The organism is Rahnella sp. RcJ3, assembly GCF_009498575.1.
GTDB lineage: Bacteria > Pseudomonadota > Gammaproteobacteria > Enterobacterales > Enterobacteriaceae > Rahnella > Rahnella aceris.
Window position 1 is genome coordinate 26,512 of sequence record NZ_QSNX01000027.1, and the last position, 23,839, is coordinate 50,350.

Sequence of the window (23,839 nt, forward strand, 5' to 3'; positions counted from 1 at the left end):
GCCAATCGGACAAATTTATTCGCGCCGATGAGGTTTTTTTATTTTTGAGTCACGGAGTATAATAGAAGCCATGACACCGTCAATATGAAACGAGCATAATGCTTTTCTTTCCAGAAGAAAGGCCGTTTTCTTTTCAATCTCATTTAATATACCGATGAGATATTCTTTCTTTACTGATTCTGGCATAATATATATCATATCCTCAGTGCTAATTTTTTCCTCTGTACTTATAAATCTCGGGTGAACGTCAAAGGCGCATAGCCTCCCATTTAGATTGAAAATAGGTTCAAAAGTGAAGTGGCATGAAAAAGAAAAATCTAAATTAAACATGAAGACGCCTCTTTAATTAAAGATATTAAATATTGAGGATTTAATAATATCATTTTTTCATGAGTTAGGTGACATATTAAATGAACTGTGCCAATTTTTTAATGCAGGATCTATGATCTTATTCGCGTGGTTTTAAAGTGTGCACTTTAAACTTAAATGTAGTAATAAGCTTTTCATTGTTATTTTCTCTTCGGGGAGAAAAATATGGTTGTACAGTATAACCGTGTTCTTCAAATTTACCATAAAAAAGCCTTTCGCTCACCGTAAGGGGCGGTATTTGAATCGAAGGTGAGCCAATCGTCATGACTATGTATTGGATAAAATATATGAACAATGAAAATGCATACGATATCTATCATAATTTCAAACATGAGTCGAAATAGTGCTAAGCTTAATTGGGCTGCGTTATGCGTCTTTTCAATGGGCTCCAAATGAGCTTTTTACTCAGTGAACGAAACAACATTAAATGGTTCATTATTTGTTGAATTGGTAGCCATATTTTACTTATCCAGCAGGATCAACCCTACCTAACTTACTTTTGAAGTGGCCGTTTTTTTATTATAAACGAATATACGGATGGTGATAAATGTCTGAATTAAATCATTATGGTCAATCTCTAGGACCATCATTACCCGAGTGGAAATTGAGGGAACGCCCTTCGAAAAAAGTTCTTCACGGGAAATATTGCCGCCTTGAACCCATTGCCTTAACGCACAGTCAGCAATTGTTTGACGCCTGGCACAGCATCGATGATGAGCGAGACTGGACATACTTTGCGATAAACCGGCCCATTACTCTTCGTCAATGTGAACATTTCATCACATCACTTGCAAACAGTTCAGACCCTTTATTCTTCGCTGTGGTCAGTCAACTTACTGAAAAAGCGATGGGGTTCGTTGCGTTGCAGCGTATAGATCCTGAGCATGGAGCGGTTGAGATTGGATGGATAAACTGGACACCGCAAATGAAGCGTACACCATCGAGTACCGAAGCGATCGCCCTATTGTTATCGTATATTTTCGACACATTAGAATACCGACGATGTGCGTGGAAATGCGATAGTTTTCATGAGACTGCTATTAAAGCAGCTGAACGATTGGGGTTTCAATATGAAGGCACGTTTCGACAAATACAGGTCTCGAAAGGGCACAGCCGTGATACTCGTTGGTATTCTATTCTTGATAAAGAATGGTCCACGCTGCGCAATGCAATGAACTTATGGTTGAGTCCTGCCAATATCGATGAGCGGGGTCGGCAAAAGCAACGTCTAGGCGATTTTATGCCTGCTCAAATTAGCGCTGACAGCTAACTTTTGGCGGTTTAATCATATTTTTGGACGCAAACTAAACCTCTTCATAAGCAGCAGTAGGACTTAACCTCTCTCGCATAAAGCTTCCCTAGTTTTTTCCGACTGGCTAGGCATAATTTATCGAACAATTACGGCCGGTATGTTTTACGTCCAAAATGCAATGTCAGCCTGACCCAGCCCAACCGTGGAGAAGGGCGTTTTTTTGCGTTTGCTTCGGGTAGCGCGCTGAGAACAGGAAACCCGCCCCTTACGGGCAGGGAGCCCTACTGGCTATACGGCGGCTTGGTGACTAATAGGGGGAGTATTGTGGGTTACAGCAAGCATTGTACTGGATACGGATCCGCAGTCATGGAGAGAAAACGGGGACAAGGTCATCGTTAGGGGGCCTTTTAGTGTTATTCATTACTGCCGTTGCCAGCCTATAAGCTGTAATGACCTGTGTTTGAAACCGAACCGGCCTGATGCAGCGACTTTTCAACCGGGAATAACGACGACTCATGCCTCCCAAACCGACATTTCGCTGCAAATGAACCTATATTTGATGAATCGGCCCGTATTCCCTCTGCACGCACCGACAATAGCTCCACCTAACCGACAGCCACCAAGCGGCTTCCGAACAACGACACGGAGAACCCAGTTAAGACTAAACTGGCCTGATATTGCTTAACGCCTGTGGGAAAGTGAGATTTCTGTATCTATCCGTTCATGACCAAAGCATTGCTGTATCAGCTTACAGTAACTCTTCTACACACACTTTGTTTCGTCCGGTGCGTTTCGCCTCATAGAGCTGTTGATCGGCGCGAATGATTACATCCGATGGATATAAACCTCGGTGCTGGGCGGGGTAAACAGTCGTAACGCCGAAACTCGCGCTGACCTGACCGCATGGCGCATCCAAATGGGGAATCATCAACGCGAATATTCCCTCGCGAATGCGTTCAGCAACCTCGGTTGCCCCCTCCCTGCCGGTGCTCGGCAAGATAACGACGAACTCTTCGCCGCCATAGCGTGCGACCAGATCACCGGCACGGGTGACCTGGTCGGCCATAACCCGACCTATCCTGCGCAGCACGGCGTCGCCGGCGACATGCCCATAACGATCGTTGAATTTCTTGAAAAGGTCTACATCCAGCAAGATTAGCGACAAACAGTCTTCGCCGCGTTGCGCACGCTTGAATTCCTGATCAAAAATTTCATCGAACATGAGTCGATTTGCAATGTTAGTGAGCTTATCCGTGTTCGCCAGTACCCGCAGGCCCATATTATGCTGTTCCAGACCATCCGAACGGGCGCGCAGTTTTTGATCTAGCGTGTCCCGAATACTTATTTGCCTAATCAACCTTGACGCGAGTAATCCGAACATCGCGCAGATCACGGCAACAGCAGCACCCAGAAAAATGCTCGAACGCTGCCATTGGCTTAATAATTCTGTTTTTGTGCGCCCGACAGCTACAACGAAAGGGTAGCCGTCCACGTGCCGGTAGCTGTACAGCCTTTCTATTCGGTCAATCTTAGAGACCAGGATTGAGGAACCGGCGTAGTGCGTGGACAGGGCCTGCAGGACGGGACCTTTAGAAATATCAGTCCCGATCAGCCGTTCTTCAAACGGCCGCCGGTACACCAACGTCCCATTGCTAAGTGCGAGTAACACTGTACCGGTTTTACCAATATCAATTTCGTCATAAATGCGTTCAAAAAAATTAATTTTGAGCGTGACGAGGGCAACTCCGCCGAAGCTCCCGTCAGGTCGGTTAATCCGCCGCGACACGGGAATAATCCAGATCCCGGTGGACCTACTTATAATTGGCGGTCCGATATGGACTGCGAGGCTACGATTAGCGCGGTGGTACGTAAAGTATTCACGGTCCGAGTTATTCCCTTTAACCGGACGGCTGAGAGACGTCGCCAGCCAGGAACCGTCCGCTCCGTAGACGAACAGTCCGTGGAGTTCGGAGCTGGCCTTGCCTATTTCATTCAAGTGAGTCTGCAGCCGGTCAAGCTCGTACGTGCCCATGCCGTCGACTTCCAGGCGTTCCGAAATATCAGTCAAGGTCACATTCGCGGTTTTAAGGGTCGATTCCACCTGAACAGCGATCATGCGGGCAATATTCGTGTTGGACACTTCCGCATCACCGAGTTGTGCTGTGCGGGTTGTTGAAATAAATGCGCCGGCGAATGCCAATATCAACAGGCAGACAACTGTTGTAGCAAGTATGACAAGAGCCGTAACAGGGCGCTTCATACCGCTTAAGCGGACGAGAGACCGGTCCGAATCGTTAGGGGAAACATTCAATACAGCTTTCTCCTTCATTCAATGAGCATGAAGCCTGCAGGAGTGATCCAGTATGGCATTAACCCAAAGTTTAGATGTGCTGTGGTGACACAAATCGCTTTTTATCATCGGGTTATTATAATGCGGGATGTAAAGCGTATGGTGTCCCCGGAACCCGCCATCTGTTTGTTTGTTTTACAACAAACTGTACGCAGATTGTTCTATCTGCTTCTAATACTTCCACCTCATCAAATTAAAATTCTTTATTTTTCAATGATATCTATGTTTTGGCATCGTGGTATGAACACTGCAATGACCTGTACGTCAACTGGACACTACAGGAGAGAAAACGATGGCAATGCGTCAATGTGCAATCTACGGGAAAGGGGGTATTGGGAAATCCACCACCACCCAAAACCTTGTAGCGGCTCTGGCCGAAATGAACAAGAAAGTCATGATTGTCGGCTGCGACCCTAAGGCTGATTCCACCCGCCTTATTCTGCATGCGAAAGCACAGAACACCATCATGGAAATGGCCGCTGAAGTGGGTTCCGTGGAAGATCTGGAGCTGGAAGATGTGATGCAAATCGGCTATGGCGGCGTGCGCTGTGCGGAATCAGGTGGCCCTGAGCCTGGTGTGGGTTGTGCCGGACGCGGGGTGATCACCGCCATCAACTTCCTCGAAGAAGAAGGCGCATATGTACCGGATCTGGATTTTGTGTTTTACGACGTATTGGGCGACGTGGTATGCGGCGGTTTCGCGATGCCGATCCGCGAAAATAAAGCGCAGGAGATCTACATCGTGTGCTCCGGTGAAATGATGGCTATGTATGCCGCCAACAACATTTCCAAGGGCATCGTGAAATACGCGAAATCGGGCAAAGTTCGTCTGGCCGGGCTGATCTGTAACTCCCGCCAGACGGATCGCGAAGATGAACTGATCATCGCGCTGGCTGAAAAACTTGGCACGCAAATGATCCACTTCGTGCCGCGTGACAACATTGTGCAACGCGCTGAAATCCGCCGCATGACGGTCATCGAATACGACCCGACTTGTGCGCAGGCAGATCAGTATCGTGCACTGGCGAACAAAATCGTCAACAACACCAAAATGGTGGTGCCGACACCGGTCACCATGGATGAGCTGGAAGCCCTGTTAATGGAATTCGGCATTATGGAAGAAGAAGACCTGACCATCGTCGGTCGTACCGCCGCCGAAGAGGCGTGATTTCGTCCCCTTTATCCAGAGATGCACAGACCTGCGGGAATGTGCACCTTTTCAGGCAATCAGCGGAGTCTTTATGACCAGTGAAACACGCGAACGTAACGAGGCGTTGATCCAGGAAGTGCTGGAGATCTTCCCCGAGAAGGCGCTTAAAGATCGTAAGAAACACATGATGACCACCGACCCGGCGATGGAATCTGTCGGCAAGTGTATTGTCTCAAACCGCAAATCGCAGCCGGGCGTGATGACCGTGCGAGGCTGCGCTTACGCCGGTTCCAAAGGCGTGGTCTTTGGCCCGATCAAAGACATGGCACATATCTCCCACGGCCCGGTTGGTTGCGGCCAGTATTCCCGTGCCGGACGCCGTAACTATTACACCGGCTGGAGCGGCGTAAACAGCTTCGGCACCATCAACTTCACCAGCGATTTTCAGGAACGGGACATCGTATTTGGCGGCGATAAAAAGCTCGACAAATTGATTGACGAACTGGAGATGTTGTTCCCGCTGACCAAAGGCATTTCGGTGCAGTCGGAATGTCCGGTCGGTCTGATCGGTGATGACATTTCTGCCGTCGCCAAAGCCAGCAGCGCCAAAATCGGTAAGCCGGTCGTGCCGGTACGCTGCGAGGGTTTCCGCGGTGTGTCGCAGTCGCTCGGCCATCACATTGCTAACGATGTCATCCGCGACTGGGTGCTGGATAACCGCGAAGGCAATGAATTTGAAACCACGCCTTACGACGTGGCTATTATCGGCGACTACAACATCGGCGGTGACGCCTGGGCCTCACGTATTCTGCTCGAAGAAATGGGGCTGCGCGTGGTGGCGCAGTGGTCCGGCGACGGCACGCTGGTGGAGATGGAAAACACCCCGAAAGTCGCGATCAATCTGGTGCACTGCTACCGCTCGATGAACTATATCTCCCGTCATATGGAAGAAAAACACGGCATTCCGTGGATGGAATACAACTTCTTTGGCCCGACCAAAATTGCGGAATCTCTGCGCGAAATCGCGGCGCGTTTTGACGATACCATCCGGAAAAACGCCGAAGCGGTGATTGAAAAATATCAGGCGCAAACGCAGGCGGTGATCGACAAATACCGTCCGCGTCTGGAAGGCAAAAAGGTGCTGTTGTATCTCGGCGGTTTACGTCCGCGCCACATCATCGGGGCGTATGAAGATCTGGGAATGGAAATCATCGGTACCGGCTATGAATTCGGTCATAACGATGACTACGACCGCACCTTACCGATGCTCAAAGAAGGCACGTTGCTGTTCGACGACCTGAGCAGTTATGAGCTGGAAGCGTTCGTTAAAGCGCTGAAACCGGATCTTGTCGGGTCAGGCATCAAAGAAAAATACATTTTCCAGAAAATGGGCGTGCCGTTCCGCCAGATGCACTCCTGGGATTATTCCGGCCCTTATCACGGCTACGACGGTTTCGGCATTTTTGCCCGTGACATGGACATGACGCTGAACAATCCGGGCTGGAGTCAGCTGACCGCCCCCTGGTTGAAATCGGCCTGACAGAGACGACAAACATTCCGTCAGTTCACAGATTTGTGGCGCGGAAGGAGAGAAACATGAGTCAAGATCTTGGCACCCCAAAATCCTGTTTCCCGCTGTTCGAGCAGGATGAATACCAGAGTATGTTTACCAACAAACGCGCGCTGGAAGAAGCACACGGCGAGGCGAAAGTGCGGGAAGTGTTTGAATGGACCACCACGCAGGAATATCAGGATCTGAACTTCTCGCGTGAAGCGCTGACCGTCGACCCGGCGAAAGCCTGCCAGCCGTTAGGCGCGGTGCTTTGCGCGCTGGGTTTTGCCAACACGTTGCCGTATGTCCACGGTTCACAAGGCTGTGTGGCGTATTTCCGTACCTATTTTAACCGTCATTTCAAAGAGCCGGTGGCCTGTGTTTCCGACTCAATGACCGAAGATGCCGCCGTTTTTGGCGGAAATAACAACATGAATGTCGGTCTGGAAAACGCCAGCGCGCTGTACAAGCCGGAAATTATTGCTGTCTCCACCACCTGTATGGCGGAAGTGATCGGTGATGACCTGCAGGCCTTTATCGCCAACGCCAAAAAAGACGGATTTGTGGATGCCGGTATGCCAATCCCATATGCCCATACACCGAGTTTTCTGGGCAGTCATGTCACCGGCTGGGACAACATGTTTGAAGGCTTCGCCCGTACCTTTACCACCGACGCCACGCGGGAATATCAGCCGGGCAAACTCGCCAAACTGAACGTGGTGACCGGTTTTGAAACCTATCTCGGCAACTACCGGGTGATCCACCGCATGATGAGCCAGATGGGGGTCGAATGCAGCGTCTTGTCCGATCCGTCGGAAGTGCTCGACACCCCGGCTGACGGCCATTACCGCATGTATGCCGGCGGCACCACGCAAACCGAAATGCGTGATGCACCGGATGCCATCGACACCTTGCTGCTGCAACCGTGGCAGTTGCAGAAAACCAAAAAAGTGGTGCAGGACGACTGGAATCAGCCGGGCACCGAAGTCAGTGTGCCGATTGGCCTGGCGGCGACCGATGCCTTGCTGATGACGGTAAGCGAACTGACCGGCAAACCGATAGCTGACGCGCTGGCCACTGAACGTGGCCGTCTGGTTGACATGATGCTCGATTCCCACACCTGGCTGCACGGCAAGCGTTTCGGTGTGTACGGTGACCCGGATTTTGTGATGGGCATGACCGCATTTCTGCTGGAACTGGGCTGTGAACCGACCACCATTCTCAGCCATAACGGCAACAAGCGCTGGCAGAAAGCCATGAAGAAAATGCTGGCTGATTCGCCTTACGGGCAGGACAGCGAGGTGTATGTGAACTGCGATCTGTGGCATTTCCGCTCGCTGATGTTTACCCGTAAACCGGACTTTATGATCGGCAACTCTTACGGAAAATTCATTCAGCGCGACACGCTGGCCAAAGGTGAACAGTTCGAAGTACCGCTGATCCGTATCGGATTCCCGATTTTTGACCGGCACCATTTGCACCGTCAGACCACCTGGGGATACGAAGGTGCGATGAGCATTCTGACGCAACTGGTGAATGCGGTGCTCGAACAGCTGGATCGCGAAACCATGAAGCTCGGCAAAACCGACTACAACTTCGACCTGATCCGCTAAAACCCTCGCCCCGTCACTGAACTGTGCCGGGGCTTTTCTCTTTACCGCCAGGGCGCGTGTCGCCGGGAGGGGCTTATGCCGATGGTTATTTTCCGACTGCGTAATAACAGTCTTTATTGCTATATCGCGAAACAGGATATGGAAGCCAAAGTGGTGCAACTGGAGCATAACCATCCGCAACAGTGGGGCGGACGTGTTTGTCTGGAAGGAGGAAAAGCCTATTACGTGGAACCTCAGCCGGGCATTCCGTCGTTTCCCGTCAGCCTGCGGGCAACACGTTCAGAACTGTGAGAGGAGTGACTCCGATGTCAAAAGACGATCTGCTGTTCTGGCGTTTATTCGCCGTGGTGCAATTATTCCCGGAAATCCCGCCGCCGGAGGTGCTGGCCTGGCTGACACAGGGTTGTCGCGAAAGTGACGGCAATATCGGGCTGGCGCATTTACAGGACATGAGTCTGGAAGCACTGGAGGTGACATTTCCGGGAGATGCCGGAAAGGTGACGATCAGCCGCTGGCAGTCGCTGATGAGCTGCCTGCAGGGGCAACTGCCACCGCATCTGACTCTGGCTGAAAATCGCCGCCAGCCACAGCAGTTAAGGGTGGCATTTTCGTCTCTCGACGGCATCACGGTGAACGGTCATTTTGGGCAGTCTCATCTGTTTTTAATTTATGCGTTCGACAGCGACGGGCCGTATCTGATGGCGCTGCGCCGTACGCCGGTATCGCACGAAGGTGAAGAGTCGAATGAAACCCGTGCGCGGCTGATCAGCGATTGCCATTTGCTGTTCTGTGAGGCCATTGGCGGCCCGGCAGCGGCGCGGGTCATCCGCCATAATATTCATCCGATCAAAGTGCTGCCCGGCGTGAGCATTGCGTCACAGCTTGCTGCGCTGCAACGCATGCTGACCGAAAATATGCCGCCGTGGCTGGCGCGCCGGTTAGGCAAAAGTAATCCGCTGGAAAACCGTCTGTTCAGTTAACGTCCCTCTGCGGGGCGCGGTCTGCGCCCCGACATCCGTCGTCTCCTTTGTTTTCTTTGTGTCGTTTGTCATAAACACGACAATGAGATCCTGTTTAAAATCAGTAGGTAATCCGCTGGCCTGCTCCTTGCAACCTTCACCCTGATACTTATCTGTCATGACGAGGTTGCGATGAAGGCAAAAGAGATTCTGGCGCTGATTGATGAGCCAGCCTGTGAGCATAACCACAAGCAGAAGTCGGGTTGCAGCCTGCCGAAACCGGGCGCGACGGCAGGCGGTTGTGCGTTTGATGGCGCGCAGATTGCGCTGCTGCCGGTCGCGGACGTCGCGCATCTGGTGCACGGCCCGATTGGCTGTACCGGCAGTTCATGGGACAACCGTGGCAGCCGCAGTTCCGGGCCTTCCATCAACCGCATGGGCTTCACCACCGACATGAGCGAGCAGGATGTGATTATGGGGCGCGGCGAGCGACGCTTATTTCACGCCGTGCAGCACATCGTCAGCCATTATCATCCGGTGGCGGTCTTTATTTACAACACCTGCGTACCGGCGATGGAAGGGGATGATGTTGAAGCCGTGTGTCGCGCCGCATCGGCCGCTGCCGGTGTGCCGGTTATTTCAGTCGATGCCGCCGGTTTCTACGGCAGCAAAAATCTCGGTAACCGCATTGCCGGGGACGTGATGGTCAAAAAGGTGATCGGCCAGCGCGAACCCGCGTCGTGGCCGGAAAACTCACCGATCCCCGCCGGACACCGCCACAGCATCAGCCTGATTGGAGAATTCAATATTGCCGGCGAATTCTGGCACGTTCTGCCGCTGCTCGATGAACTCGGGATCCGCGTGCTGTGCAGCCTTTCCGGGGATTCCCGTTTTGCTGAAATCCAGACTATGCACCGTGGCGAAGCCAATATGCTGGTGTGCTCGCGGGCGCTGATCAACGTCGCCCGCAAAATGGAAGAGCGCTACCAGATCCCATGGTTTGAAGGCAGTTTTTATGGCCTGCGTTCCATGGCCGATTCCCTGCGTACGATCGCCGTGCTGCTCAAAGACCCGGATTTACAAGCGCGCACAGAACGTCTGATTGAGCGCGAGGAGGCGGCGACACATCTTGCGCTCGCGCCTTACCGTGCACGGCTCAGCGGGCGTAAGGCGCTGCTGTATACCGGTGGCGTGAAATCCTGGTCGGTGGTCTCGGCGTTACAGGATTTAGGCATCACGGTGGTCGCGACCGGCACCCGCAAATCAACCGAAGAAGACAAGCAGCGTATTCGCGAACTGATGGGCGAAGACGTGCTGATGCTCGACGAAGGCAATGCCAGAACCTTGCTCGACACCCTCTATCGTTTCGGCGGCGACATCATGATCGCCGGGGGCCGCAACATGTATACCGCGTACAAAGCCCGCCAGCCGTTTCTGGATATCAATCAGGAGCGCGAGCATGCGTTTGCCGGTTATCACGGGCTGGTGAATCTGGCCGAACAGTTGTGTATCACCCTGGAAAGCCCGGTCTGGGCGCAGGTCAACCGTCTGGCGCCGTGGCGCTAAACAGACACATTGTGAGCGATGTTTCGACTCATTGTTTTGGAGACTGTGTATGGCTCAAATTCTGCGTAATGCCAAGCCGCTTGCCACCACGCCTGTCAAAAGCGGGCAACCGCTCGGGGCGATCCTGGCCAGTCAGGGGCTGGAAAATTGCATCCCGTTGGTTCACGGCGCGCAAGGTTGCAGCGCGTTCGCCAAAGTTTTCTTCATCCAGCATTTTCACGATCCGATCCCGTTGCAGTCCACGGCGATGGAATCGACCACGACTATCATGGGCTCGGATGGCAACGTCAGTACGGCGCTGACCACGTTGTGTCAGCGCAGTAATCCAAAAGCCATTGTGATTTTGAGCACCGGACTGTCAGAAGCCCAGGGCAGTGATTTGTCGATGGCGCTGCGTGAGTTTCGCGACAAAGAACCGCGCTTTAATGCCATCGCCATTCTGACCGTTAACACGCCGGATTTTTACGGCTCGCTGGAAAACGGCTACAGCGCGCTGATGGAAAGCGTGATCACTCAGTGGGTGCCGGAAAAGCCGCCGACCGGCATGCGTAACAAGCGCGTGAACCTGCTGGTCAGCCATCTGCTGACGCCGGGGGATCTGGAATTACTGCGCAGCTATGTCGAAGCCTTTGGCCTGCAACCGGTGATCCTGCCGGATTTATCACAGTCGCTGGACGGACATCTGGCGAATGGCGATTTCAATCCGGTCACGCAGGGCGGCACCTCGCAACGCCAGATTGAACAAATGGGGCAGAGCCTGACCACCATCACCATTGGCAGTTCGCTCAACTGCGCCGCCAGCCTGATGGCGATGCGCAGCCGCGGCATGGCGCTGAACCTGCCGCACCTGATGACGCTGGAAAACATGGACAGTCTGATCCGCCATCTGCATCAGGTGTCAGGCCGCGAGGTACCGGCATGGATTGAGCGCCAGCGCGGGCAACTGTTGGACGCCATGATCGACTGTCATACCTGGCTGCAGTCACAGCGTATTGCGCTGGCGGCAGAAGCTGATTTACTGGTGGCGTGGTGCGATTTCGCTCAGAGCCAGGGAATGCGCGTCGGGCCGGTGATTGCGCCGGTTAATCAGCAGTCACTGGCCGGGCTGCCGGTCGAACAGGTGGTGATCGGCGATCTGGAAGATTTGCAAACCCGGCTCGACAGCTACCCGGTTTCATTGCTGGTGGCGAACTCCCACGCTGCACCACTGGCGGAAAAAAACGGTATCGCGCTGGTGCGTGCCGGTTTCCCGCTTTACGACCGTCTCGGAGAATTTCGCCGCGTGCGGCAGGGCTATGCGGGTATTCGCGACACTTTGTTCGAACTCGCTAACCTGATGCAGGCGCGCCATCACATGCTGGTGGCGTATCACTCACCGCTCAAGCAGGTGTTCAGCCTGAGCCCGGTACCGGAGGCCAGCCATGAGGCGCTCTAACCGTTATCTCGATACCGTCAGCGTCACGCAGTGGCCGATGCAGGTGGCATTCGCAAGTTCCGATTATCACCACGTCGACCAGCATTTCGGTGCCAGCACCCGGCTGGTGGTGTACGGCGTAAAACAGGATCAGGTGCAACTGCTGCGGGTGGCGGAATTCAGCGCCGAATCTGGCCATCAGCAGGAAAAAATCGCCTGCCGGATGGCGGCGCTGGAAGACTGCGTGACGCTCTATTGCCTGGCGATTGGCGATTCAGTTTTCCGCCAGTTGCTGGAAATTGGCGTACGGGCGATCAAAGTGCCGCAAGACACCGACATCGCGCATTTGCTCAAACAGACGCAGCAACACTGGTCGGCTGCAGAGCGTCAGGTGACGCGCCGCCGCCGCGACCCTGGCCGTTTCGACAAACTGCTGGCGGGGGACGAATGGCAGGAGGAAGACCGCCCGTAACCTTGTGTCATCTGTATGACAAACCTGACAAATAGCGCGACATCTGTGTGGGATTTGATGCGGGCATCAGGGGCTATGTGGTTGAAATAACGCTGATAATGTGACTGGCATCACAATTGCTCAATAGTCATAAACCCGTAGAGGAGGCGACCCGATGATGGTAATTGAACCCGCGGTTTTTGACCGCTTGCTGGCGTTACAGCGGCAACTGTCGCCGCAGGGGGGCGGCCTGCGGATGACATTAGGCGGCGACCCGTGCGGCGGCTGGAAAGTGGGGCTGCACTGGAGCGCGGCCTTTCAGCCGCGTGACCACGTAGAAATGATTAACGGGTTACGCCTGCTGGCGGATCCGCTGCACTGGACGCTATTACAAAATGCCACGCTGTCTGCCGGTGAACAGAACAGCCGCGCCGGAATACGGGTGGTTTTGCCAGCGGCATCCGCTTGTCACTGCGAAAGCGGCAGTTGTACGACATCACCCGAACCGGACTAACCAAAGGGGTTAAAGACATGTGGAATTATTCTGAGAAAGTGAAAGAACATTTTTTTAATCCGCGTAACGCCAAAGTCGTGGATGAAGCGAATGCCATCGGTGACGTCGGTTCACTGAGTTGCGGCGACGCGCTGCGCCTGATGCTGAAGGTGGATCCTGAGACGGAAATTATTCTTGATGCCGGATTCCAGACCTTCGGCTGTGGCAGCGCCATTGCGTCCTCGTCGGCGCTGACCGAACTGATTATCGGCCGCAGCCTGACGCAGGCGCAGCAGGTGAGCAACCAGCAAATCGCCGATTATCTCGACGGCCTGCCGCCGGAAAAAATGCACTGTTCGGTGATGGGGCAGGAAGCGTTGCGGGCTGCCATCAGGTATTACCGTGGCGAAGCGCCGGATGAAGATCATGAAGAAGGCGCGCTTATCTGCAAATGTTTTGCGGTCGATGAAGCGCAGATCCGCCGCGCGGTGCTCGCCAACGGCCTGACCACGCTCGAAGACGTGATCAACTACACCAAAGCCGGGGGCGGATGCACCTCCTGTCACGAAAAAATTGAGCTGTGTCTGGAAGAAATCCTAAAAGAGCATCCGGTGAAAAACCCGGTGGCGGCAACAGTCAGGGATGAAAACTGGCTGGCGGTGGAAGAAGTGGTGGCGTCTTTACGCCCGCACATCAGGGCTGACGGCGGCGACATGTCGCTTGTGCGCGTCGACGGGCAGGAAGTGACGGTGGCGCTTTCCGGCAGTTGCAGCGGCTGCATGATGACTGACATGACGCTGGCCTGGCTGCAACAGAAACTGGTTGAGCGTATGGGCCGCTATATGCGCGTGGTCGCCGCCGCCTGACTGGGGAAAAGAACAAACACATCCGCCCGGTAATGAGGAACAGACAATGAAAAATGTGTATCTGGATAACAACGCCACCACCCGTATTGATCCGATGGTGCTGGAAGCGATGATGCCGTATCTGCGCGATTATTACGGTAATCCGTCCTCGATTCATGATTTCGGTGGACCGTGCCGGGTGGGGCTGGAGTGCGCCCGCGAGCAGGTGGCGAGCCTGCTGGGCGCGGCGTATACCAGCGAAATTATTTTCACCTCCTGCGCCACCGAAGCCACGTCGACGGCCATTTACTCGGCCATTGCGCTGGCACCGGAACGCCGTGAAATTATCACCACCGCCGTGGAACATCCGGCCACGCTGGCAGTGTGCGAACACCTCGAGCGTCAGGGTTACATGATCCACCGTATCGGCGTTACCGAAGAAGGCGCGCTGGATACCGCCCACTATTACGATGCGCTGAGTGAAAACGTCGCGCTGGTCACCATGATGTGGGCGAACAACGAAACCGGCGTGCTATTCCCGGTCAGCGAAATGGCCACTGCCGCCCATGAACGCGGCATTCTGTTCCACTGCGATGCCGTGCAGGCGGTGGGCAAAATTCCGATTTCGCTGCGTGCCACCGATATCGACATGCTGTCCTGCTCGGCGCATAAGATTCACGGGCCGAAAGGTTGTGGCTGCCTGTATCTGCGGCGCAATACCCGCTTCCGCCCGCTGGTGCGCGGCGGCCATCAGGAGCGCGGACGCCGTGCCGGGACCGAGAATATCGCCGGGATTGTTGGCATGGGCGCGGCCTGTGAACTGGCGGACGTGCATATGCCGATGATGGAGTCGGTGCAGGAAATGCGTGACCGGCTGGAAACCGGCCTGCTGACCACCATTCCGCACACCTTGCTGATGGGCGCTAACCAGCCGCGCACGCCGAATACTGTCAACATTGCGTTTGAATATATCGAAGGTGAGGCCATTTTGCTGTTGCTTAATCATTGCGGTATAGCGGCATCCAGCGGCAGTGCCTGCACATCGGGTTCGCTCGAGCCTTCGCACGTGATGCGCGCCATGAATATTCCTTATACCGCGGCGCACGGCAGTATCCGTTTCTCCCTGTCACGGTTTACCCGTGAGCGGGAAATCGAATGGACGATTGAACAGATGCCGGACATCGTGGCACGCCTGCGAACGCTGTCACCTTACTGGCAGCAGGATAAAGTGCAAATTGCACAGGGCGGCCTGTTTGCGCCGACCTACGGCTGAGACAGGAGACGGGTGATGGCGGCTTCAGAAGCGGAACGGACTGGCGGCGGTAACCGGCCCGTGGCGGTCATAATCAACGACACCACGTTGCGTGATGGCGAACAAAGCCCCGGTGTGGCATTTCGCGCCAGTGAAAAACTGGAAATTGCTCAGGCGCTGGTGAATGCCGGTGTCCGTGAGCTGGAAGCGGGGACACCGGCGCTCGGCGAAGAAGAGTGCGTGCGACTGGCGATTTTGCGCAGACAACTGCCGGACACGGTGATGATGTCGTGGTGCCGGATGAATTCATCAGAAATTCACGATTCTGCGCGCGTGGGCATGGACTGGGTCGATATCTCGGTACCAGCGTCAGATTTGCTGCGCGAGCAGAAATTACATCGGCCGTGGCCTGCGGTGATTGCCTCGCTTAAACCGCTGGTGCAACTGGCGCACCGTCTCGGTATGCGGGTATGTATGGGCTGTGAGGATGCCTCCCGCTCCCCCGATGAAACCCTGCACATGCTGGCGGAAGTGGCGGCGGATCTGGGTATAGAACGGATGCGGTTTGCCGATACGCTGGGCATTCTCGATCCCTTCAGTACTTTTGCCCGTATTTCGGCATTACGCCAGCACTGGCACGGCGGGTTGGAAATACACGCGCATAACGATCTGGGTATGGCAACTGCCAACACGCTGGCGGCGGTCAGGGCGGGTGCGACGCATGTGAACACCACGGTGCTCGGACTCGGCGAACGGGCGGGGAATGCGGCGCTGGAAAGTGTGACGCTGTCACTTGATCGTTGCCTGCATCTCGACTGCGGTATCGATTTCACCGAACTGCCGGCGTTGTGCCGCCTTGTGGCGGCGGCGGCGGGGAGAACCATTGACCTGCAGCATCCGCTGGTCGGCGGGCAGGTTTTCACCCACGAATCCGGTTTGCATGTGGCGGCACTGCTGCGCGATCCGCGCAGTTATCAGGGCATAGATCCCTCGCTGGTCGGACGGGAATTTACTCTGGTGCTTGGCAAACATTCCGGCAGGCAGGCGGTGAGTGGCATCTGCGCGCGTCTGGGGTATATCCTCAGCGAGACACAAACCCTGTCGATGTTGCAGGAGGTGAAACGCTTTGCCGAACATCTCAAACGTAATCCGGGTGAGGATGAAGTCATCGCCATGTGCCAGATGCGGATGGACGATCAGATCCCGTTCGAAGGACAACTTCAGGCTCAGGGAGGCTGACATGGACTGGTTTACCCGTATTGAAGGTGTTGATGAGCTGGAATCAGCGCAGTCGTTTTTTGATTTCTTCGAACTGGAGGTGGATCCGGTCCTGTTACGCAGCCGCCATCTGCACATCATGGCGCAGTTTAACCAGCGGCTGACGGCAGCCGTGCCGGTGCACTTTGCCGATGAGGAAGAATCAGACCGTGCTGACTGGCGGCTGGCCCGGCGTCTGCTGGCCGAAAGCTACCAGCACACCGTGGCCGGGCCGCTGAATACGCAGTCCGGGCTGGCGGTGTATCAGCGCAATAACGGCAGCTTTATCGACTGGAGCGATTTGCTGGAGGTCAGGCCATGAAACCGGTATTTGAGGTCGACCAGCAGGTGAGAGTGACACGCATCGTACGCGATGACGGTACGTTTGCGGGTAAAACGCGCGGTGACTTACTGATCCGCCGCGGCAGTCTGGGATACGTGCGTGAATGGGGGGGGTTTTTGCAGGACACCATCGTGTATCAGGTGCATTTTCCCGACGACGACCTGATTATTGGCTGCCGCGAACAGGAGCTGATCGCCGGTGATGCCCCCTGGCTGGCGGGCGCTTTTCAATACGGTGATTGGGTCAGTTCGCGTCGCAGTCTGGTTATCCGTGGTGAAGTGGTGGTGCCGCAGGGCGGCATGGGCCGCGTGATGGGCTGTGAACCGCTGGACAGCATTTTTCATTATCAGGTTTTGTTTGCGCAGCGGATATTTCAGGTGCCCGAACATGCGCTGAAGCTCGAGGAGGAACTGGCATGAGTATGCCTGTGTGGCACCGTTACAGCCGCTGGAAGCTGGCAAAACAGATGAAACTGAGTGAAGAACTCAACCCGACGCCGGCACAGTATCAGCAGTTTATCGAAGCCTGGCGGCGTCAGCAGGTGATAGAAGAAGCTGTGGCGCAGGCGGCCCTGGAACACGCGTTGAATATTGAACCGCAGTCGGTGGAAGTCACGCGGCAGGCGCTGGCCGCCGAGCTGCCAGAGCTGGAACTGACGGCGACCGAGACCGAAGAACTGCTATTACATCAGACGCTGTTGCGCGAACAGTTAAACTGGGTGCAGCAACAGGCACCGCTGCCGGATGATGCGCAGGTTGAGGCGTGGTATCGCGGACATGCGCAGCATTTTGTTCGCCCCGAACAACGTTACACCCGCCATCTGCTGCTGACCGTGGAGGGCAATTCTTCGGCGGTTCGTGAACAGATTGATGCCATTGCGCGCCGTTTGCGTGACGGGCATGCGCTGTTTGCCCGCCAGGCACTGCGCTATTCCCACTGCCCGAGTGCGATGGGCGGCGGCCTACTGGGCTGGGTCGGGCGCGGCATTCTTTATCCGCAACTGGAAGACACATTATTTCGTCTCGAGGCCGGGCAATTGAGCGGCGCCGTTGAAACCGAACTGGGCTGGCATCTGTTGTTGTGCGAACAAATTCGCCTGCCGCAACCCTTGCCGAAAGCCGAAGCCTTAACGCGGGTGCGTCAGCAACTGATTGCCCGGCAACAGAAACATTATCAGCGCCAGTGGCTGCAACAACTGATCAATGCCTGAGCCTGTTCACCTTCTTGTTGGTGCAGACGGGCTAATGCCCGATTTGCACAAAAAATGCACAAAAACTACCTGCGTTGCCTTATAACAGCGCAGGGAAATCCCGCCTCCGGCCTTGTGCCACACCGCGCTTTACCTGGTCTGTGGTAAAAACCGGTCTGCTTTGCATCCTGATGCTTAAAACACCCCGTTCAGATCAACCTTTGGGCAGATAGCCCCGCAAAAGGCCTGTAAATTGCACGGTTATTCCGGGTGAGTATAGGTGTGATTTGGGTTCCGGCATTGCGCAATAAAGGGGAGAAAGACATGAGCATCACGGCGTTATCAGCATCATTTCCTGAGGGGAATATCGCCAGCCGCTTGTCGCTGCAACATCCTTCACTGTTTTATACCGTGGTTGAACAATCTTCGGTGGCGATTTCGCTGACCGATCCGCAGGGGCGCATTTGTTATGCCAATCCTGCATTCTGCCGCCAGACGGGTTTTGCACTTGAGACACTTTTGGGCGAGAATCACCGTCTGCTGGCCAGCCAGCAGACGCCGAAACATATCTATGACGAAATGTGGCGCACTTTGTTGCAGGACAAACCCTGGAGCGGGCAGCTGATCAACCGGCGCAATAACCGTTCGCTTTATCTGGCGGATGTCACTATCACGCCTGTTTTAGGCGCGGACGGGCAGGTGGAGCATTACCTCGGCATGCACAAAGATATCAGCGAGAAATACGCGCTGGAGCAGCGATTGCGCAACCACATCACCTTGTTCACTGAAGTGCTGAATAACATTCCCGCTGCTGTGGTGGTGGTGGATGAGCAAGACAATGTGGTGATGGACAATCTGGCCTACAAAACCCTGTGCGCTGACTGCGGCGGAAAAGAGCTGCTGGCCGAAATGGGCTATCCGCAACTCAAAGATGTGCTGAGCCGCGGCGAACCGGTGCCGGTTTCCATGCGCCGTAACGTACGCTGGTTTTCTTTCGGCCAGTGGTCATTGCAGGGTGTCAATGAAGAGGCCAGCCGCTTTTTTACCGGCATTACAGCGCCGGGAAAACTGATTGTTCTGACCGACTGCACCGATCAGCATCACCGCCAGCAGCAGGGGTATCTTGACCGGCTCAAGCAAAAACTTACCAACGGCAAATTGCTGGCAGCCATCCGCGAATCGCTCGATGCCGCACTTATCCAGCTTAACGGGCCAATCAATATGCTGGCGGCTGCGCGTCGTCTTAACGGCGAAGAAGGCAATAATATGGCGCTGGAATTCGCCTGGCGCGAAGGCGAGCAGGCGGTGAGTCGCTTACAGGCCTGTCGTCCGTCGCTGGATTTTGAGCCGCAGGCAGAATGGCCGGTCAGTGAATTCTTCGACGATCTGAGCGCGCTGTACGACAGCCATTTTCTCAGTGACGGTGAGTTGCGTTACGTGGTCATGCCATCTGATCTGCGCGCTGTCGGGCAACGAACGCAAATCCTTACCGCGCTGAGCTTATGGATTGATCACACGCTGTCACAGGCGCAGGCCATGCCGTCTCTGAAGCTCTCGGTGAACATTGTTGCGAAGCAGGACGCGAGCTGGTTGTGTTTTGACATTACCGATAATGTGCCGCGTGAACGGGTGCGATATGCCCGCCCGGAAGCGGCATTTTCCCGTCCGGGGAATGGTATGGAGCTGCGCCTTATCCAGACGCTGATCGCCCATCATCGCGGTTCTTTAGATCTCTCGGTCCGCCCTGATGGCGGCACCTTGCTGACGTTACGCCTGCCGGTACAGCAGGTTCTCACCGGAGGCTTAAAATGACCCAGTTACCTACCGCGGGCCCGGTTGTCCGGCGCTTTGATATGTCTGCCCAGTTTACGGCGCTTTATCGCATCAGCGTGGCGCTGAGTCAGGAAAGCAACACCGAGCGCGCGCTGGCGGCGATCCTCGAAGTGCTGCACGATCATGCATTTATGCAATACGGCATGGTGTGTCTGTTTGATAAAGAACGCAATGCACTCTTTGTGGAATCCCTGCACGGCATCGACGGCGAAAGGAAAAAAGAGACCCGCCATGTCCGTTACCGCATGGGGGAAGGCGTGATCGGCGCGGTGATGAGCCAGCGTCAGGCGCTGGTGTTACCGCGCATTTCAGACGATCAGCGTTTTCTCGACCGCCTGAATATTTACGATTGCAGCCTGCCGCTGATTGGCGTGCCGATTCCCGGTGCGGATAATCAGCCTGCGGGTGTGCTGGTGGCACAGCCGATGGCGTTGCACGAAGACCGGCTGACTGCCAGTACGCGGTTTTTAGAAATGGTTGCCAATCTTATCAGCCAGCCACTGCGTTCCGCCACGCCCCCGGAATCATTGCCTGCTCAAACGCCGGTCCGGTGCAGTGTTCCGCGCCAGTTTGGTTTCGAGCAGATGGTCGGGAAAAGTCAGGCGATGCGTCAGACGATGGACATTTTACGGCAGGTTTCCAAATGGGATACCACGGTTCTGGTACGTGGTGAAAGCGGCACCGGCAAGGAACTTATCGCCAATGCCATTCATTACAATTCACCCCGTGCTGCCGCGCCATTTGTGAAATTCAACTGCGCCGCGCTGCCGGATAACCTGCTGGAAAGCGAACTGTTCGGCCATGAAAAAGGGGCCTTCACCGGCGCTATCCGTACCCGTAAAGGCCGCTTTGAACTGGCGGACGGGGGAACGTTATTCCTCGATGAAATCGGCGAATCGAGCGCGTCGTTTCAGGCCAAACTGCTGCGCATTTTGCAGGAAGGTGAAATGGAACGGGTCGGCGGCGATACCACGCTGAAAGTCGATGTGCGCATTATTGCCGCCACCAACCGTAATCTTGAGGAGGAAGTGCGTGCCGGGAATTTTCGCGAAGATCTGTATTACCGCCTGAACGTGATGCCGGTTTCGCTGCCTGCACTGCGTGAAAGGCTGGATGATATCGCCGATCTGGCGCCGTTTCTGGTCAAAAAGATTGCGCTGCGTCAGGGGCGGGAGCTGCGCATCAGCGACGGTGCGGTGCGTCTGCTGATGACCTATAGCTGGCCAGGCAACGTGCGTGAACTGGAAAACTGTCTCGAACGGGCGTCGGTAATGACCGATGAAGGGCTGATCGACCGCGACGTGATCCTGTTCAATCACCATGAATCCCCGGCGCTGTCCGTCAAACCCGGCCTGCCGCTGGCGACAGATGAAAGCTGGCTGGATCAGGAACTCGACGAACGCCAGCGGGTGATTGCCGCACTGGAGAAAACCGGCTGGGTGCAGGCCAAAGCGGCCCGGCTGCTGGGGATGACACCGCGCCAGATTGCCTACCGTATCCAGATTATGGACATCAACATGCACCGTATCTGATCTGACATCCTCACACGGTGGCGTGCCGGCCTTGTTGCTTTTGAAACAATGTCGGCACAACGCCGTGAACCTGACAAATCTCCCGCGCACGCATCAGTTGTAATCTGCTAATAAATAACATTTTTTATCATTTTTTCCAGCGGTATAACCTTTGCAGATATTCAGAACCTTCTGCTGATTAAGGTTTACCGCTATGACATCCTGTCCTTCCTCTGCGGGTTGCTCCGGACAAAGCCCGTCCCGCGTAAATGAACAACTGGCCCGTAAAGCGGCGCAGCATCCGTGTTATTCCGTCAGCGGGCATCACCGCTTTGCCCGTATGCACCTGGCCGTCGCCCCGGCCTGTAATCTGCAATGCCATTACTGCAACCGCAAATATGATTGCAGTAACGAATCACGTCCGGGTGTCGTGTCGGAATTGTTGCTTCCCGAGCAGGCTGTCGCCAAAGCCCGTCAGGTGGCGGCGGCGATCCCGCAACTTTCCGTGGTCGGTATTGCCGGGCCAGGCGATCCGCTGGCCAATATCGGTCGCACGTTCCAGACCCTCGAACTGCTGCGCCAGCAATTGCCGGATCTCAAACTGTGTCTTTCCACCAATGGCCTGATGTTGCCGGATGTGGTGGACCGGCTGGTGGATATCGGTGTGGATCACGTGACAGTGACGATGAATGCGCTCGATCCGGCGGTCGCCGAAAAAATCTATGCCTGGCTGTGGTATGACGGTGAGCGTTATACCGGGCGGATGGCGGCAGACTTATTGATCGAACGGCAGGCTGAAGGCATCAGAAAGCTGATTGAAAAAGGTGTACTGGTGAAAATCAATTCGGTGCTGATCCCGGGGATTAACGACCAGCATATGCAGGCGGTCAGCCAGCAGGCGGGCGAATGGGGCGCGTTTTTGCATAACATCATGCCGCTGATTTCACGTCCGGAACACGGCACCGTTTTCGGGCTGAACGGGCAGGCGGAGCCGGATGCCGACATGGTGGCCTCGGTGCGAAAATCCTGCGGTATTTCGATGCCGCAGATGACGCACTGCCATCAGTGCCGCGCAGACGCCATCGGCATGCTGGGTGAAGACCGCAATGCGGCTTTCCCGCTGGCATCCGTGCCGGTTAACCCACCGCCTTACTTACCGGTGCTGCATCAGCGCGCACAGCTTCACGCAAGTATTGTATCGCAGGGCGAATCCGAAGAAGCGGACGCCTGTCTGGTGGCGGTCGCAACGTCACAGGGGCAGGCTGTTGATCAGCATTTCGGTCACGCCGATCGTTTTACGCTGTACAGCCTGTCGGCGGCAGGTGTGATGCAGGTCGGGCAGCGTTTTACGCCACGCTATTGCGGCTCGCCGGATGACTGCGAGCCGGAAGATGCGGCGCAGAACATGGATGCATTGCTGGAACTGCTGGCAGATGTCAAAGCGGTATTCTGTGCCCGCATTGGCCTGACGCCGTGGAAGCGTCTGGAAGCGGCGGGCATTGAGCCGCAGGTGGACGGCGCCTGGCAGCCGGTAGAAACCGTGCTGGCGCAATGGTGGCAGCAACGAAAGCTGGCCGGGGGTGAAATCAGCATTCGCGGGGTGGCGTAATGAACGGCGCGCAGGGGTGGTTAAGCCGGTTGCTGTCACTGCACCTGACCGGACGCTCACGTTTTCCGCCACAGATGGGGCTGGGAGACGTCGCCTGGCAGGCTTTACTGCAACATACCGGACGCGCTGCGCCGGTGCTTTCAACGTTACAACTCGAGCAGCAAAAACTGCTCGGGTTGTTACAGCAGGCACGCACCTGTGAGCGGGAACAACTGGCGCAGTGGCTCGCACAGTCACTGGTGCCGGAGGCCGCGCCGATGCATGAACTGATCGCCACAGCATCGATGGGGTTTGACCATCTGTGGCAGGATCTGGGGCTGGATTCCCGCGCTGAACTGCGCGACCTGATGACCGATTGCTTTCCCGAACTGGTCAGGATGAATCACCAGAACATGCGCTGGAAAAAGTTCTTCTACCGCCAGCAATGCCTGCAGTCGCTGGGAGAAATCGTCTGCCGTTCACCAAGCTGTAATGAATGTTGCGAATGGAACACCTGTTTTGCTCCGGAAGATTAGGCGCAGCGCCTCAGGTTCTGCGTATTTCACCCGCAATGACCAGAGATAATATGCGAAAACCGGATACCCGCCGACAGAACAAAACCAGCCAGACGGCTAATGCCAGTCACTTAAGGTGACCGGCATTGTTTTTTAAGGGATATTTCGACCTTTTTTCTCTCACTTCCCTGGCATATTCACGCTCACGTCTCGAGGGCAGTTTTAGCATCGCTGCGTTGCTGTAAAAATGCTTCAGATGCCCCGGGATGGCTCCCGCTGATGCCCACGGCAGCCCGATTAACAACCGTAATATCTCCGACACTGCACCGCTAAAACT

At 55.1% G+C, this 23,839-nt stretch carries 22 protein-coding genes and 1 pseudogene; 20 read left to right on the plus strand and 3 right to left on the minus strand.

Going from position 1 to position 23,839, the window contains the following annotated elements; translation table 11 throughout:
* Positions 1-15: 15 nt before the first annotated feature.
* A complete protein-coding gene (locus tag DXU84_RS22765; RefSeq protein WP_153376700.1) occupies positions 16-330 on the minus strand; it encodes a hypothetical protein in 315 nt (104 codons plus the stop codon).
* 586 nt (positions 331-916) lie between these two features.
* Here DXU84_RS22765 and DXU84_RS22770 point away from each other — a divergent pair.
* On the plus strand, positions 917-1,639 hold the full coding sequence (locus DXU84_RS22770) for a GNAT family N-acetyltransferase (RefSeq protein WP_153376701.1): 723 nt from the start codon (positions 917-919) through the stop codon (positions 1,637-1,639).
* A 730-nt stretch (positions 1,640-2,369) separates the two neighbouring features.
* On the opposite strand, the gene DXU84_RS22775 is transcribed toward DXU84_RS22770, so the two are convergent.
* A complete protein-coding gene (locus DXU84_RS22775) occupies positions 2,370-3,950 on the minus strand; it encodes a sensor domain-containing diguanylate cyclase (RefSeq protein ID WP_228389046.1) in 1,581 nt (526 codons plus the stop codon).
* 313 nt (positions 3,951-4,263) lie between these two features.
* On the opposite strand from DXU84_RS22775, the gene nifH reads away from it, so the two are divergent.
* The 19 genes from nifH to DXU84_RS22870 all read left to right on the plus strand — a co-directional run bounded on the left by nifH (position 4,264) and on the right by DXU84_RS22870 (position 23,523).
* Positions 4,264-5,139 carry a nitrogenase iron protein gene (nifH, locus tag DXU84_RS22780; protein WP_014333921.1) on the plus strand — a complete coding sequence of 292 codons (876 nt, stop codon included), beginning with the start codon at positions 4,264-4,266 and terminating at the stop codon, positions 5,137-5,139.
* A gap of 73 nt (positions 5,140-5,212) precedes the next feature.
* A complete protein-coding gene (gene nifD, locus DXU84_RS22785) occupies positions 5,213-6,661 on the plus strand; it encodes a nitrogenase molybdenum-iron protein alpha chain (protein WP_153376702.1) in 1,449 nt (482 codons plus the stop codon).
* Positions 6,662-6,717: 56 nt separating this feature from the next.
* Positions 6,718-8,286, plus strand: a complete 1,569-nt coding sequence (nifK, locus tag DXU84_RS22790) for a nitrogenase molybdenum-iron protein subunit beta (protein WP_153376703.1) — start codon at positions 6,718-6,720, stop codon at positions 8,284-8,286.
* Between the two features lie 75 nt (positions 8,287-8,361).
* Positions 8,362-8,577: a putative nitrogen fixation protein NifT gene (gene nifT / locus DXU84_RS22795; protein ID WP_014333918.1), complete on the plus strand. Its 216-nt coding sequence runs from the start codon at positions 8,362-8,364 to the stop codon at positions 8,575-8,577.
* Positions 8,578-8,591: 14 nt separating this feature from the next.
* Entirely contained in the window at positions 8,592-9,266 is a 675-nt protein-coding gene (locus tag DXU84_RS22800; protein ID WP_153376704.1) for a NifB/NifX family molybdenum-iron cluster-binding protein, read from the plus strand.
* Positions 9,267-9,437: 171 nt separating this feature from the next.
* Positions 9,438-10,811, plus strand: coding sequence for a nitrogenase iron-molybdenum cofactor biosynthesis protein NifE (gene nifE / locus DXU84_RS22805; protein WP_153376705.1), 1,374 nt, complete (start codon positions 9,438-9,440; stop codon positions 10,809-10,811).
* A 49-nt stretch (positions 10,812-10,860) separates the two neighbouring features.
* Complete coding sequence (gene nifN / locus DXU84_RS22810; RefSeq protein WP_014683026.1) at positions 10,861-12,246, plus strand: nitrogenase iron-molybdenum cofactor biosynthesis protein NifN; 1,386 nt, start codon at positions 10,861-10,863, stop codon at positions 12,244-12,246.
* Complete coding sequence (locus DXU84_RS22815) at positions 12,233-12,697, plus strand: NifB/NifX family molybdenum-iron cluster-binding protein (RefSeq protein WP_014683027.1); 465 nt, start codon at positions 12,233-12,235, stop codon at positions 12,695-12,697. The genes nifN and DXU84_RS22815 overlap by 14 nt, the downstream gene beginning before the upstream one ends.
* 154 nt (positions 12,698-12,851) lie before the next feature.
* On the plus strand, positions 12,852-13,190 hold the full coding sequence (locus DXU84_RS22820) for a hypothetical protein (RefSeq protein ID WP_014683028.1): 339 nt from the start codon (positions 12,852-12,854) through the stop codon (positions 13,188-13,190).
* A 17-nt stretch (positions 13,191-13,207) separates the two neighbouring features.
* Positions 13,208-14,035, plus strand: coding sequence for a Fe-S cluster assembly protein NifU (gene nifU / locus DXU84_RS22825; RefSeq protein ID WP_014683029.1), 828 nt, complete (start codon positions 13,208-13,210; stop codon positions 14,033-14,035).
* A 46-nt stretch (positions 14,036-14,081) separates the two neighbouring features.
* Complete coding sequence (gene nifS / locus DXU84_RS22830; protein WP_153376706.1) at positions 14,082-15,287, plus strand: cysteine desulfurase NifS; 1,206 nt, start codon at positions 14,082-14,084, stop codon at positions 15,285-15,287.
* A gap of 15 nt (positions 15,288-15,302) precedes the next feature.
* On the plus strand, positions 15,303-16,505 hold the full coding sequence (gene nifV, locus DXU84_RS22835; protein ID WP_153376707.1) for a homocitrate synthase: 1,203 nt from the start codon (positions 15,303-15,305) through the stop codon (positions 16,503-16,505).
* A 1-nt stretch (position 16,506) separates the two neighbouring features.
* Positions 16,507-16,845, plus strand: a complete 339-nt coding sequence (nifW, locus tag DXU84_RS22840) for a nitrogenase-stabilizing/protective protein NifW (RefSeq protein ID WP_153376708.1) — start codon at positions 16,507-16,509, stop codon at positions 16,843-16,845.
* Positions 16,842-17,285: a nitrogen fixation protein NifZ gene (locus DXU84_RS22845; protein WP_153376709.1), complete on the plus strand. Its 444-nt coding sequence runs from the start codon at positions 16,842-16,844 to the stop codon at positions 17,283-17,285. The genes nifW and DXU84_RS22845 overlap by 4 nt, the downstream gene beginning before the upstream one ends.
* Positions 17,282-18,076, plus strand: a complete 795-nt coding sequence (gene nifM, locus DXU84_RS22850) for a nitrogen fixation protein NifM (RefSeq protein WP_153376710.1) — start codon at positions 17,282-17,284, stop codon at positions 18,074-18,076. The genes DXU84_RS22845 and nifM overlap by 4 nt, the downstream gene beginning before the upstream one ends.
* A 303-nt stretch (positions 18,077-18,379) precedes the next feature.
* Entirely contained in the window at positions 18,380-19,867 is a 1,488-nt protein-coding gene (gene nifL / locus DXU84_RS22855) for a nitrogen fixation negative regulator NifL (protein WP_153376715.1), read from the plus strand.
* Positions 19,864-21,420: a nif-specific transcriptional activator NifA gene (gene nifA / locus DXU84_RS22860; RefSeq protein WP_153376711.1), complete on the plus strand. Its 1,557-nt coding sequence runs from the start codon at positions 19,864-19,866 to the stop codon at positions 21,418-21,420. Before nifL ends, nifA begins: the two co-directional genes overlap by 4 nt.
* Before the next feature lie 193 nt (positions 21,421-21,613).
* Positions 21,614-23,008 (plus strand): nitrogenase cofactor biosynthesis protein NifB, encoded by a 1,395-nt coding sequence (gene nifB / locus DXU84_RS22865; RefSeq protein WP_153376712.1) that lies wholly within the window; start codon positions 21,614-21,616, stop codon positions 23,006-23,008.
* The gene (locus DXU84_RS22870) at positions 23,008-23,523 is read left to right on the plus strand and encodes a nitrogen fixation protein NifQ (protein ID WP_014683038.1); all 516 of its coding nucleotides are present in this window, start codon (positions 23,008-23,010) and stop codon (positions 23,521-23,523) included. The genes nifB and DXU84_RS22870 overlap by 1 nt, the downstream gene beginning before the upstream one ends.
* Positions 23,524-23,629: 106 nt before the next feature.
* On the opposite strand, the pseudogene DXU84_RS22875 reads toward DXU84_RS22870, so the two are convergent.
* A pseudogene (locus DXU84_RS22875) lies at positions 23,630-23,839 on the minus strand (IS4 family transposase); the annotation flags it as partial.